This is a genomic window from Agrococcus lahaulensis DSM 17612 (assembly GCF_000425105.1).
GTDB lineage: Bacteria > Actinomycetota > Actinomycetes > Actinomycetales > Microbacteriaceae > Agrococcus > Agrococcus lahaulensis.
On record NZ_KE384304.1, the window covers coordinates 18859 to 32374 of the forward strand.

Below are 13516 nucleotides of genomic sequence, written 5' to 3' on the forward strand. Positions count from 1 at the left end.
GGACGACGGATGAAGGTCAAGCTCACCCTGCACCGCCCGACGACTGAGGCGACCGACGTCGTCATCACGGCCGACTCGACCGCGACCGTCGAGGACGTCGCGCGGCAGATCGCGCTCGCCGACCCCGCGCGCTCGATCCCGTTGGCCGAGGGCGACACCCTCTCGCTCGCCGTCGCGCCGCCGACCGAGCTGCAGCTCGTGCAGCTGCAGCCCGACGCGCTCATCGCCGAGGCGCCCATCGGCAGCGGCTTCCACTCCCAGGTCGTCAACCTCGGCGCCGACGCCCGCCGGCGCGGCGGGCCCGCCGGGAGCGCGCTCGAGGCGATCGCGGTCCTGCGCGTCATCGCCGGCCCGCTCGCGGGTCAGGAGTTCCAGCTCGGCCGCGGCCACGCCTCGATCGGCCGCGACGCGGCGAACGACATCGTGCTCGCCGACCCGCTCGTCTCGAAGCGGCACGCTCGCATCGAGGTCGGCACCCACATCGAGGTCGTCGACCTGAACTCCGCGAACGGCATCGTCGTCGACGGCGGCCTCGTCTCGCGCTTGCGCGTCGTCCCCGGCGCGCCCTTCACGCTCGGCGACTCGACGCTCGCCGTCCGGCTCGTCGGCGCCTTCGACGCCTCCGGGCCCGACCCCGTGCTCGAGCGCGGCGGCGCGCTCATGTTCAACCGGAGCCCGCGCGTCGAGGCGCGCTACCCCGGCACCGCCTACAAGGGGCCGCGGCTGCCGAAGGAGATGGTCGAGCGCATCTTCCCGTGGCCCATGCTCGTCACCCCGATCCTGCTCGCGGGCGCGTTGTTCGCGATGACGAACAACCCGCGCTCGATCCTCATCGCGCTCATGACGCCGCTCATGCTGCTCGGCAACTTCATCAACATGCGCACCCAGAACGGGCAGAAGCGCAAGCTCGAGGTGCAGCTGTTCGAGACCCGCTACGAGGAGCTCGAGGAGACGCTCTACCGGGAGAAGCCGATCGAGGAGCGCATCCGCGGCCTCGAGGTGCCGCCCGTCGCGGAGGTCTTCGAGCACGCCATGCGGCTCGGCCCGATGCTCTGGACCCGCAGGCCCGAGCACTGGAACTTCCTGTCGGTGCGGCTCGGCACGTGCCGTGCGGAGTCGCGCAACTCGATCAAGGACGAGGAGTCGCAGGACGGGCTGCCGGAGTACATCGAGCGCGTCGAGCGGCTCCGGGAGCGCTACCGCTACGTCGACGACGTGCCGATCGTCGAGTCGTTCTCGAGCGTCGGCTCGATCGGCGTCGCGGGCCCGAAGTCGCTCGCGTCGGACGCGCTGCGCGGCTTGGCCGTGCAGCTCTACGGCCTGCACGCGCCCAACGAGGTCGTGACGGTCGCGATCTGCGACGCGGAGTGGACGGGCGAGCTCGAGTGGATGAAGTGGCTGCCTCACACGACGAGCGAGACGAGCCCGTTCAAGGAGATGCCGCTCGCCGACTCCGCGACCGCGGGAGCCGCGCTGCTGAGCGCGCTCGAGGAGCTCGTGCTCGGCCGCTCGAAGCAGGCGGCCGCCGACCGCAAGACGCCGTTCGACGAGGACTGGCACCCGATGCGCTACGGCTCCGACGTCGAGCGTGCCGCGAAGGACACCGTCACGAGCGTGCAGACGTCGGTCGTGCTCGTCGTCACGAACGACGCCCCCGTCGACCGGCCGCGGCTCACGCAGATCCTCGAGCGCGGCGCCGCGGTCGGCATCTACGGCGTCTTCGTCGCGCCGACCGTCGAATCGCTGCCCGCGGTGTGCCGCAGCTACATCGACGTCTCGGCCGGCCTCGAGGACGCGAAGGTCGGCACCGTGCGATCGGGCGTCGAGTACGAGGGCGTCAAGGTCGAGGGCGTCTCGAGCGAGTACATGGACATGCTCGCGAAGCGCCTCGCGCCCGTCGTCGACGCGAGCATCGTCGTCAACGACTCCTCCGACATCCCCGACTCCGTCATGTTCCTCTCGCTCGTGGGCCCGGAGCTCGCGGAGGACCCGAACGCGGTCATCGACCGCTGGCGGCAGAACAACACGATCCTCGACCGCTCGGGCGAGCCGAAGCCGCGGCTCAAGAAGGCCGGCAACCTGCGCGCGATCATGGGCCAGGGCGCGAGCGACGCGATGACGCTCGACCTGCGCACGCAAGGCCCGCACGCGCTCGTCGGCGGCACGACCGGCGCGGGCAAGTCGGAGTTCCTGCAGGCGTGGGTGCTCGGCATGGCGAGCGCCCACAGCCCCGACCGCGTGACCTTCCTCTTCGTCGACTACAAGGGCGGCTCGGCCTTCGCCGACTGCGTCGAGCTGCCGCACTGCGTCGGGCTCGTCACCGACCTGAGCCCCCACCTCGTGCGCCGCGCGCTCACGAGCCTGCGCGCCGAGCTGCACCACCGCGAGCACCTCTTCAACCGCAAGAAGGCGAAGGACCTGCTCGAGCTCGAGAAGCGCCAGGACCCCGAGACGCCACCCGCGCTCGTGCTCGTGATCGACGAGTTCGCGGCGCTCGCGGGAGAGGTGCCCGAGTTCGTCGACGGCGTCGTCGACATCGCCCAGCGCGGTCGGTCGCTCGGCATCCACCTCATCATGGCGACGCAGCGCCCAGCGGGCGTCATCAAGGACAACCTGCGAGCCAACACCAACCTGCGCGTCGCGCTCCGGATGGCCGACGAGTCCGACTCGAAGGACGTCGTCGACGACCCCGTGGCGGCGTCGTTCCCGCCCTCCATCCCCGGCCGCGGCATCGCGAAGACGGGACCGGGCCGGCTCGTGCCGTTCCAGTCGGCCTACGCGGGCGGCTGGACGCGTCCCGACGAGGTCAAGGCCGCCGACGTCAAGGTCGCCGAGCTGCGCTTCGGCTCGGTGCAGCGCTGGGAGCCGGATGCGGCGCCCGAGTCCGACTCGCACGACGAGGACCTCGGCCCGAACGACCAGAAGCGCATCGTCGCAACGCTCATCCGCGCGACCGAGCGAGCGGGCATCCCCGCGCCCCGCCGGCCGTGGCTCGACGACCTCGAGACGACGGTCGACCTGCGCGAGCTCGCGATCGAGGGCGACAGCCGCATCGTGCTCGGCAAGGCCGACATCCCCGAGCGCCAGCGGCAGGACCCGGTCTACTTCCACCCCGACCGCGACGGCTCGATGCTCGTCTACGGCACCTCGGGCTCCGGCAAGTCGACGCTGCTCAAGACCATCGGGATCGCCGCGGGGATGCGCCCGGAGCTCGGCAGCGCGGAGGTCTACGGGCTCGACTTCGCCTCCGGGGCGCTCAAGTCGATGGAGCAGCTGCCGCACGTCGGCTCGATCATCGCGGGCGACGACGCCGAGCGCGTGCAGCGGCTGCTGCGCTCCCTCGGCCGCGAGCTCGACCGGCGCGGCAAGGCCTTCGCCGAGGCGAACGCCGCGAGCCTCACCGAGTACCGCGAGCTCGTCGACCCGAAGGCGACCCGCATCTTCCTGCTGCTCGACAACTTCCCGCAGTTCAAGGCCGACTGGGAGGTGACGAGCGCCCGCTCGCCGTTCTACCAGGTCTTCATGCGCATCCTCGGCGAGGGCCGGCCGCTCGGCATCCACGCGATCGCGACCGCCGACCGCTCGGGCGCCGTGCCGACCGCGGTCAGCTCGAACGTGTCCCGCCGCGTCGTGCTGCGCCTCTCGGACGAGTCGGGCTACATGCTCGTGGGCGCCCCGAAGGACGTGCTCGACGACCAGTCGGCGCCCGGCCGCGCGATCATCGACGGCCTCGAGATGCAGGTCGCGACCCTCGGCGGCACGCCGAACGTCGCCGAGCAGACGAAGCTCATGGGCCAGCTCGCCGACGCGCTGCGCGCGCAGGGCGTGCGCGACGTCGAGGAGATCGGCGCGCTGCCCACGCGGCTCGAGCTCGGGCAGCTGCCCGCGCGCGTCGACGACTTCCCCGTCATCGGCGTCGCCGAGGATACGCTCGCGGCGCGCGACTTCGATCCCATCGGCACGTTCATCGTCGCGGGCCCGCCCGGTTCGGGCAAGACGAACGCGATGAAGGCGCTCGTCATCGCGATGGAGCGCTTCGATCCAGAGGTCAAGCTCTTCCACTTCGCCGGCCGACGCTCGGTGCTCGCCGACTTCCGCCCGTGGGTGCGCAGCGCGACGAGGCCCGACGACGCGAAGGCGCTCGCGACCGAGCTCGCCGAGATCGTCGCCGACGAGTCGATCCCCGGCCGCATCATGATCGTGATGGAGAACGTGCCGCAGTTCGCCGACTCCGACGCGGAGCGCGCGCTCAAGGGCCTCTTCCAGGCGATCAACCGCAGCGACCACCTGCTCATCGGCGACGCCGACGTCACGCAGGTCACCGGCGGCTTCGGCTTCATCGGCGACTTCAAGGCGGGCCGCAAGGGCATCGTGCTCAAGCCGGATGCGTACGACGGCGACTCGGTCTTCAAGGTGCCGTTCCCGAAGGTCAAGCGCTCGGACTTCCCCGAGGGCCGTGGCATCTTCGTGCAGCAGGGCCGCGCGGTCACCGTGCAGCTGCCGCTCGTGCCCGACGACGCCGCGCGGCCGCCGGCGCCCGCATCGGCGGATGCGTCCTCGGCGCCGGAACCCGAGGCCGCGTCGGTGGGCGCGGAGGGCTGACCCATGGGGACTCCTCCCCATTGAGTCCCCAGGCGCGCTTTCGTACCTTGGCTCCAGAGCGGCCCGCAGCGGGCCCGCGAACCAGACCTCGAGAGGATCAGATCCATGAGCGATTTCGGCGCATCGTATGCAGAGATGGAGTCCGTGGCGGGCAAGCTCGACACGGGCAAGGAGGACATCTCGGGTGTCCTGAAGGACCTGAAGGGTCAGGTCGACACCCTGCTGGGTGAGGACTTCAAGACGCAGCACGCGTCGGGCAAGTTCGGCGAGGGCTACGAGGAGCTCACGTCGGGTCTCGAGAAGGCGATCGAGGGCATCTCCGAGATGGGCGAGGCGCTGCGCGGCATGATGCAGGCGATCCAGTCGCTCGACGAGCAGCTCGCCGGCAGCTGAGCGTCTCGAGGGGAGGGGTCGGCCGCGAGGCCGGCCCCTCCTCTCGTCCGCGGCCACGCAGGCCACGGGCAGGTGGGGAGTCCTCCCCATCGCCCTCGACGCATCCGCCGCCTACGTTGAGGAGCGGGAGCGGCGCCGCCGCTGACACGACACGGGGAGAGACATGGACGACGTGCTGATCACGTTCGACGAGCTGCTCGCGCTCCGGCAGCAGCTCGACGCCATCATCGTCGAGCTCGAGAGCGCGGGCGACCGGTCGAGCGAGCTCGAGGCAGCCATCGGCACCCCGTACGGCCGGTGGGAGCTGCGCTCGAACGCGGGCGACTTCGAGAGCCGCTGGAACGACAAGCGCGTCGACCTCGCGCGCGACATGACGAAGGTGCGCGACCACGTGCAGGGCGTGCTCGAGGGCTTCGCGGAGTTCGACGAGGAGGCCTCGCTCAAGCTCGAGGCCGCGGACGTCGCAGGCTGACCCAGGACGACGAGGAGACGAGGATGCACGCTGGACCGCAGTCGCCGAAGGGCCGCTGGATCGACTACGTGGAGGGCGACCCCGAGGGGATCGTCGCGCGCGGACGGTCGATCGAGTCGCTCGGGCAGGCCATGAAGGCGAGTGCGACGACGCTCGAGCAGGTCAAGAGCGGCGCCGACGGGCAGCGAGGCCTCGCCGTCGAGAAGCTGCGCGAGGTGGTCGGCGACTCGCACGGGCTGCTGCGGCAGGCGGGTGAGCTCTACGAGCCGACCGGGCCGGTGCTCGTCGCCTACGGACAGGCGCTCGCGGCCGTGCAGCCCAGGATCCGCGCGCACGTCGACACGTGCGCCGAGCTGTGGGCGACGTTCTCGGCGCTCCCCGGCTCGGTCGAGCCGCGCGGCACGGGCGGCTGGTTCCAGCCCGAGCCCGACAGCCCCGAGGCCGAGCAGCAGGCGGAGGAGGACGCCGCGAAGCTCGCCGCCTACCGCGCGTGGGAGGACGAGGCCGGCTACTGGGACGCCGACTACGACACGTGGGAGGAGGCCTTCGAAACCGCCGCGAACGAGATCGGCGACGTGCTCGAGGGCAAGGTGAAGGACGGCTTCTGGGACAACGTCGACGGGTTCGTCGCGGGCCTCCAGAAGGTGCTGAGCTGGGCGGGCCTCGCGGTCGGCATCCTCGCGATCATCTTCGGCGGGCCGATCCTCGCGCTCATCGGCGGCATCATCGGCCTCGTCGCGCTCGGGCTCACGATCTACCAGCGCATCCGCGAGGATGTCGGCGACAAGGAGCTGATGTTCGCGATCTTCGCGGTGCTGCCGTGGGGCAAGCTCGGCAAGATCACGAGCGGCAAGTTCAGCTTCGTCGACGACATGTTCGGCGGCGCGCTCGGCGCGACAGCGTGGCGGAACGCCGGCTCGCAGGCGAAGGAGCTCGGCTTCGCCTACCTCTTCCACGGCCGCGGGGCGAGCGGCGCGCTCGGGAGCCTGCGCCAGCTCGCGACCGGCAACAACCCCAACGGCTTCGGCGACGTGTTCCTCCGCCTCCTCACAGGCAGGGACGCCGCGGCCTACGAGAAGCTGAACGACACGATCACCGGCGTCGTCCCCGCGCTCGCCACGGCCTCCGACCTCCTGCACGGCCTCTTCGCCGTGCCGCTCAAGTACGACGGCTGGATCTCGATGTTCACGGGCCATGAGACGATCAAGGAGAAGGTGCCCGCGATCGACGTCGTCTGGTGATGCGGGCTCGCTCGAGCGACGAGAGGTGGGATCGGTGACGGCCACGTGGCGGATCTCGGCGAGCTCGGCAGCGCCCGGCTGGCTCGGCATGCCGCCGCTGGGCGGCGACGACGGCGACTGGGTCGCCACGAGCACCGAGGCGCTCCGAGCGACGTTCGGGGAGCGCTGGAGCGCCGACCTCGACCGCGCGGTGCCCGCGCTCCTGCAGGCGGGGCTCGACCGGCGGGAGGCCGATGACCTCCTCTCCTGGCAGCTGTGGCCCGTCGCGCTGCCGGTCTTCTCGATCGTGCGAGCGCGCGTCGTCGACAGCGCCGCGCTGCCCGACTTCCACGCGGCCGGCGCCGCGGTGCAGCCGATCGAGAGCTCGACCCTCGGGCCCGGCGTGCAGGTGACCGCGCACGTGCGGCTCCCCGACGCGGACGCGGCCGCGGCGTTCGCCGTGCTCGTCTTCGACGACGGCGACGCCGCCTTCGCGCTGTCGATCGACCCGACGGTCGCCGAGGTCGCCGACCTCTCGGCGCCGGCGCTGCTCGACCTCGTCGACCGCGCGCGGCTCGAGCGACCCGACGGCTCGGCCTTCCGCGCGAGGCCGCCGGCGGGACTCGTCGCCGACGGCGCCGGCTGGGATCTCGGAGGCGTCCGGTGAGCCTCCGGCACGAGAGCGCCCTCGCGTGGGCCGACGACCTCTCGGCCGCCGCCGAGCCGCGGCTCGGCATCCTCGAGGCCTACGCGCTGCAGCGCCACCCCGCCGCCCTCGAGCACATGGGCGACGACGGCGCGGGCCTCGCGCGCGTCGCCGCTGCGAAGGGCAGCGGCATGGCCGGCCTCTGGCTGCTGCTGCCGCTCCTGCTCGCCGTCGTCGCGCCCGTCATCGGCTTCGCGGCGCTGCTCGGCGATCCGCTCGGCGTCCATCGCCTCGACGGCGACGTCTCGGTCCCCATCGCCGGCGCGAGCTTCGCCGTCGCCGGCATCGTGCAGGTCGTCGCCGCGGTGCGGTGGCTGCGCGGGCCGCGCCCGCGCGATCGCCAGCTGCTGCTGCTCGGCTTCGGCACCGCGATCTTCGCCGCGCTCAGCTGGTGGGTCATGGGCTCGGCCGCCTCGCTCGCCTCCGTCGCCGGCGTCGGCGCGTGGCGCACCGCGGTGCTCGTCGCGGGTGCGCTCGGCCTCGTGCTCGGCGTGCTCGTGCTCGCGCTCGGCCGCAACGGTGGCCGGGCAGCGCCCGCGGCGCCGTCTGCGCCCGCCGGTGACGCGGCGCTCGGGGCGGTGCTCGCGGGGATCCCCGACGACGAGCTGCGGCGGATCCGCGAGGATCGCGACGCCGCGATCGACCTGCTCGCCCAGCGCGGTCGGCTCGCGCCCGAGGTCGCCGACCGTGCCCGCCGGGCCGAGCTCGGCACGCTGCACCGCATCGACGCCGACCTGCGCGCGAGGTGAGCCGACGCGCCCGCCGTCACGACGCATCCAGGACCGAGGAGGACGCATGAGCGAGCGGACCGACCTGCGCGCGGAGCTCGGAGCCGCGCCCGACCCGGAGTTCGAGCTCGAGCTGCCGCCCGGCTGGGCGCGGCACGCGCCGGACCGCGCGACGCAGGACGCGATGGCCGCCGGCATCCGCGAGCGCATGCTGCGCGCGCACCGGCCCGACCTCTACGCGCAGGCGCAGCGCATGCTGCAGGACTCCTTCGAGGCGATGCAGCGCGGCGACGTCGTCGCGTTCTTCACGCCGACCGACGACGGCGACGAGACCCTGTGGCTCTCGGCGTCGATCCTCGCCTCCATCCGCCGCGCCCAGCCCGACGTCACGCTCGACGAGGCCGTGCGCCACGCGATCCTCGAGTACGACGCGGCGCCGCTCGACGAGTCGAAGCGCATCGTGCGCTTCGAGCGCGACCGGCTCGAGAGCGTGCAGGGCGAGTCGCTCCGCGTGCTCACGGTCGTCTACCTCACGCCCGTGCCCGGCACGCAGCGCCGGCGCGCGCTCCAGCTGACCGCGACGATCAACCGGCCGGTCGACGTGGACGTCGAGGATCCGCTCGTCGACGCCCAGCGCCTCCTCCTCGACGCGTGCGTCTCGACGCTGCGCTGGCGGCGCCCGCAGGCCTGACCGGTGCGGCCGCCGCCGACGGGCGCTCATCCGGCGCTCGCGGATCGAGTCGCGGCCGACGCTTGACCGTGCACGGCCGGTGGCCCTACCATTGACCGGGTGTGCGCACACGCGCGCCCTGCGTCATGCGCGGGGAGCGGGAGGGCAGCACTCGGGCAGCGGGCACCGGTCCGCGAGCCCCCACGGCATATCCACCACCTGAGAAGAGCGCGCGAGAGCGCGTGCGGTGGATCACCGATGGAGTCGGCCGAGCCGACGAACCACATCGATATCGCTGTCACCGTGCAGCAGGAAGAAGCAACGTGCCCACCATCCAGCAGCTGGTCCGCAAGGGCCGGTCGCCGAAGGTCTCGAAGACCAAGGCGCCGGCGCTCAAGGCGAACCCCCAGCAGCGCGGCGTCTGCACCCGCGTCTACACCACCACCCCCAAGAAGCCGAACTCGGCGCTCCGCAAGGTCGCTCGCGTGAAGCTCTCGAACGGCACCGAGGTCACCGCTTACATCCCCGGTGAGGGCCACAACCTCCAGGAGCACTCGATGGTGCTCGTGCGCGGCGGTCGAGTGAAGGACCTCCCCGGCGTGCGCTACAAGATCGTGCGCGGCGCGCTCGACACCCAGGCCGTGAAGAACCGCAAGCAGGCTCGCAGCCGCTACGGCGCGAAGATGGAGAAGAAGTAATGCCTCGCAAGGGTCCCGCCCCCAAGCGCCCGGTCGTTGCTGACCCCGTCTACGGCGCACCGATCGTCTCGCAGCTCGTCAACAAGATCCTCCTCGACGGCAAGAAGGGCCTCGCCGAGCGCATCGTCTACGGCGCGCTCGCCGGTGTCGGCACCAAGTCGGGCCAGGACGCCGTCGCGGTGCTCAAGAAGGCGCTCGACAACATCCGCCCCACCCTCGAGGTGAAGTCGCGCCGCGTCGGCGGCTCGACCTACCAGGTGCCCGTCGAGGTCAAGCCGCACCGCGCGAACACCCTCGCGCTGCGCTGGCTCGTCTCGTACGCCAAGGCGCGTCGCGAGAAGACCATGACCGAGCGCCTCATGAACGAGATCCTCGACGCCTCGAACGGCCTCGGCGCCGCCGTGAAGCGCCGCGAGGACACGCACAAGATGGCCGAGTCGAACAAGGCCTTCGCGCACTACCGCTGGTAATCCAGCACTGGTGAGGGCGGGGCCCACCGGCGCCGCCCTCACCTCACCAACTCACCCGCTCCATCCACCATCGGAGGAACCCTGTGGCACAGGACGTGCTCACCGACCTGAACAAGGTCCGCAACATCGGCATCATGGCCCACATCGATGCCGGCAAGACCACGACGACCGAGCGCATCCTGTTCTACACGGGCGTCAACCACAAGATGGGCGAGACGCACGACGGCGGCGCGACCACCGACTGGATGGAGCAGGAGCAGGAGCGCGGCATCACGATCACGTCGGCCGCCGTGACGTGCTTCTGGAACAACAACCAGATCAACATCATCGACACCCCCGGCCACGTCGACTTCACGGTCGAGGTCGAGCGCTCGCTCCGCGTGCTCGACGGCGCGGTCGCCGTCTTCGACGGCAAGGAGGGCGTGGAGCCCCAGTCCGAGACGGTGTGGCGCCAGGCCGACAAGTACGACGTGCCGCGCATCTGCTTCGTCAACAAGATGGACAAGCTCGGCGCCGACTTCTACTTCACGGTCGACACGATCGTGAACCGACTCGGCGCGCGCCCGCTCGTGATCCAGCTGCCGATCGGCTCGGAGAGCTCCTTCGAGGGCATCGTCGACCTCGTCGAGATGAACGCGAAGACCTGGCGCGGCGACGCGAAGGGCGACGTCAAGATGGGCGCCGAGTACGCGATCGAGGAGATCCCGGCCGACCTCAAGGAGAAGGCCGAGGAGTACCGCGCGGCCCTCATCGAGACGATCGCCGAGGCCGACGACGCGCTCATGGAGAAGTTCTTCGAGGGCGAGGAGATCTCGGTCCCCGAGATCAAGGCCGCCATCCGCAAGATGACGATCAACTCCGAGCTCTACCCCGTGCTGTGCGGCTCGGCGTTCAAGAACCGCGGCGTGCAGCCGATGCTCGATGCGGTCGTCGACTACCTCCCCTCGCCCGTCGACGTGCCCGCCATCCCCGGTCGCGACGTCCGCGACGAGGAGGTCGTCATCGAGCGCCACGCCGACCGCGACGAGCCGTTCGCCGCGCTCGCGTTCAAGGTCGCGGTGCACCCGTTCTTCGGCCGCCTCACCTACGTGCGCGTCTACTCGGGCCACGTCGAGTCGGGTGCCGCCGTCGCGAACTCCACGAAGGGCAAGAAGGAGCGCATCGGGAAGATCTTCCAGATGCACGCCAACAAGGAGAACCCGGTCGACTCGATGACCGCCGGCCACATCTACGCGGTGATCGGCCTCAAGGACACGACGACCGGCGACACGCTGAGCGACCCGTCGAACCAGGTCGTGCTCGAGTCGATGACGTTCCCCGCGCCCGTGATCGAGGTCGCGATCGAGCCGAAGACGAAGGCCGACCAGGAGAAGCTCTCCACGGCCATCCAGAAGCTCGCCGAGGAGGACCCGACCTTCCGCACCGAGAACAACCCCGAGACGGGTCAGACCGTCATCAAGGGCATGGGCGAGCTGCACCTCGACATCCTCGTCGACCGCATGAAGCGCGAGTTCAAGGTCGAGGCCAACGTCGGCAAGCCGCAGGTGGCCTACCGCGAGACGATCAAGGGCACGGTCGACAAGTACGACTACACCCACAAGAAGCAGACGGGTGGCTCCGGCCAGTTCGCCAAGGTGCAGATCAAGCTCGAGCCGCTCGAGATCACCGCGGAGCAGACGTACGAGTTCGTGAACGCCGTCACCGGCGGTCGCGTGCCCCGCGAGTACATCCCCTCGGTCGACGCGGGCATGCAGGACGCGATGCAGGTCGGCGTGCTCGCCGGCTTCCCGACCGTCGGCGTGAAGGCGACGCTGCTCGACGGCGCCGCGCACGACGTCGACTCGTCGGAGATGGCGTTCAAGATCGCCGGCTCGATGGCGTACAAGGAGGCCGCGCGCAAGGCGCAGCCGGTGCTCCTCGAGCCGCTCATGGCGGTCGAGGTGCGCACGCCCGAGGAGTACATGGGCGACGTCATCGGCGACCTCAACTCGCGTCGCGGGCAGATCCAGTCGATGGAGGACGCCCAGGGCGTGAAGGTCGTCAAGGCCCTCGTGCCGCTGTCGGAGATGTTCGGCTACGTCGGCGACCTGCGGTCGAAGACGTCCGGCCGTGCCGTCTACTCGATGGAGTTCTCGACCTACGCCGAGGTGCCGAAGGCCGTCTCGGACGAGATCGTCCAGAAGAGCAAGGGCGAGTGAGTGCCCGGGGCGGCGAGAGCCGCCCCGGCCCCACCGACCGGCCGCGGTTTTCGATGAGACCGCGGCGCAAGTACGATAGATCAACACCACCGAACGCTCTGCCGCGAAGCGGCGGTGCACTCATGAGAACAGTCCTAGGAGGACATAGTGGCTAAGGCCAAGTTCGAGCGGACCAAGCCGCACGTCAACATCGGAACGATCGGTCACGTCGACCACGGCAAGACGACGCTGTCGGCTGCGATCTCCAAGGTCCTGGCGGACAAGTACCCGTCGGCCACCAACGTGCAGCGCGACTTCGCCTCGATCGACTCGGCTCCCGAGGAGCGCCAGCGCGGCATCACGATCAACATCTCGCACATCGAGTACGAGACGCCGAAGCGCCACTACGCGCACGTCGACGCGCCGGGTCACGCCGACTACATCAAGAACATGATCACGGGTGCGGCCCAGATGGACGGCGCGATCCTCGTGGTCGCCGCCACCGACGGCCCCATGGCGCAGACCCGCGAGCACGTGCTGCTCGCGAAGCAGGTCGGCGTGCCCTACCTCATGGTGGCGCTGAACAAGTCGGACATGGTCGACGACGAGGAGATCCTCGAGCTCGTCGAGCTCGAGGTCCGCGAGCTGCTCTCGAGCCAGGACTTCGACGGCGACAACGCCCCGGTCATCCGCGTCTCGGCGCTCAAGGCGCTCGAGGGCGACGAGAAGTGGACGCAGGCGATCCTCGACCTCATGCAGGCCGCGGACGACAACATCCCCGACCCGGTGCGCGACCGCGACAAGCCGTTCCTCATGCCGATCGAGGACGTCTTCACCATCACCGGCCGTGGCACGGTCGTGACGGGCCGCGCCGAGCGCGGCACGCTCGCGATCAACTCCGAGGTCGAGATCGTCGGCATCCGCCCGACGCAGAAGACCACGGTCACGGGCATCGAGATGTTCCACAAGCAGCTCGACGAGGCATGGGCCGGCGAGAACTGCGGTCTGCTGCTCCGCGGCACGAAGCGCGAGGACGTCGAGCGCGGCCAGGTCGTCGTGAAGCCGGGCTCGGTCACGCCGCACACGAACTTCGAGGGCACGGCGTACATCCTCGCCAAGGACGAGGGCGGCCGCCACAACCCGTTCTTCACGAACTACCGCCCGCAGTTCTACTTCCGCACCACCGACGTCACGGGCGTCATCTCGCTGCCCGAGGGCACCGAGATGGTCATGCCCGGCGACACCACCGACATGACGGTCGAGCTCATCCAGCCGATCGCCATGGAGGAGGGCCTCGGCTTCGCGATCCGCGAGGGCGGCCGCACGGTCGGCGCCGGCACGGTGACGAAGATCATCAAGTAGTCTCCGGACTGCTCAACG

The 13516-nt window shown here is 70.7% G+C and carries 11 protein-coding genes; all 11 read left to right on the forward strand.

Annotated features, from left to right (window positions below; genetic code table 11):
• Positions 1-9 precede the first annotated feature (9 nt).
• A complete protein-coding gene (locus H508_RS0111610; protein WP_026374184.1) occupies positions 10-4602 on the forward strand; it encodes a type VII secretion EssC family protein in 4593 nt (1530 codons plus the stop codon).
• Between the two features lie 105 nt (positions 4603-4707).
• Entirely contained in the window at positions 4708-4995 is a 288-nt protein-coding gene (locus H508_RS0111615) for a WXG100 family type VII secretion target (RefSeq protein ID WP_021010516.1), read from the forward strand.
• 163 nt (positions 4996-5158) lie between these two features.
• A complete protein-coding gene (locus H508_RS0111620) occupies positions 5159-5467 on the forward strand; it encodes a hypothetical protein (RefSeq protein WP_026374185.1) in 309 nt (102 codons plus the stop codon).
• Between the two features lie 23 nt (positions 5468-5490).
• Positions 5491-6708: a hypothetical protein gene (locus H508_RS0111625; protein ID WP_026374186.1), complete on the forward strand. Its 1218-nt coding sequence runs from the start codon at positions 5491-5493 to the stop codon at positions 6706-6708.
• A 34-nt stretch (positions 6709-6742) separates the two neighbouring features.
• Positions 6743-7354 carry a hypothetical protein gene (locus H508_RS0111630; RefSeq protein WP_156906072.1) on the forward strand — a complete coding sequence of 204 codons (612 nt, stop codon included), beginning with the start codon at positions 6743-6745 and terminating at the stop codon, positions 7352-7354.
• Complete coding sequence (locus H508_RS0111640) at positions 7351-8142, forward strand: hypothetical protein (RefSeq protein ID WP_026374188.1); 792 nt, start codon at positions 7351-7353, stop codon at positions 8140-8142. Before H508_RS0111630 ends, H508_RS0111640 begins: the two co-directional genes overlap by 4 nt.
• A 46-nt stretch (positions 8143-8188) precedes the next feature.
• The gene (locus tag H508_RS0111645; protein WP_026374189.1) at positions 8189-8812 is read left to right on the forward strand and encodes a hypothetical protein; all 624 of its coding nucleotides are present in this window, start codon (positions 8189-8191) and stop codon (positions 8810-8812) included.
• A 302-nt stretch (positions 8813-9114) separates the two neighbouring features.
• The gene (gene rpsL, locus H508_RS0111650) at positions 9115-9489 is read left to right on the forward strand and encodes a 30S ribosomal protein S12 (protein ID WP_021010916.1); all 375 of its coding nucleotides are present in this window, start codon (positions 9115-9117) and stop codon (positions 9487-9489) included.
• Complete coding sequence (gene rpsG, locus H508_RS0111655) at positions 9489-9959, forward strand: 30S ribosomal protein S7 (protein WP_026374190.1); 471 nt, start codon at positions 9489-9491, stop codon at positions 9957-9959. The genes rpsL and rpsG overlap by 1 nt, the downstream gene beginning before the upstream one ends.
• Positions 9960-10042: 83 nt before the next feature.
• Complete coding sequence (fusA, locus tag H508_RS0111660) at positions 10043-12157, forward strand: elongation factor G (protein WP_026374191.1); 2115 nt, start codon at positions 10043-10045, stop codon at positions 12155-12157.
• Between the two features lie 147 nt (positions 12158-12304).
• On the forward strand, positions 12305-13498 hold the full coding sequence (gene tuf, locus H508_RS0111665) for an elongation factor Tu (RefSeq protein WP_026374192.1): 1194 nt from the start codon (positions 12305-12307) through the stop codon (positions 13496-13498).
• Positions 13499-13516: the final 18 nt, after the last annotated feature.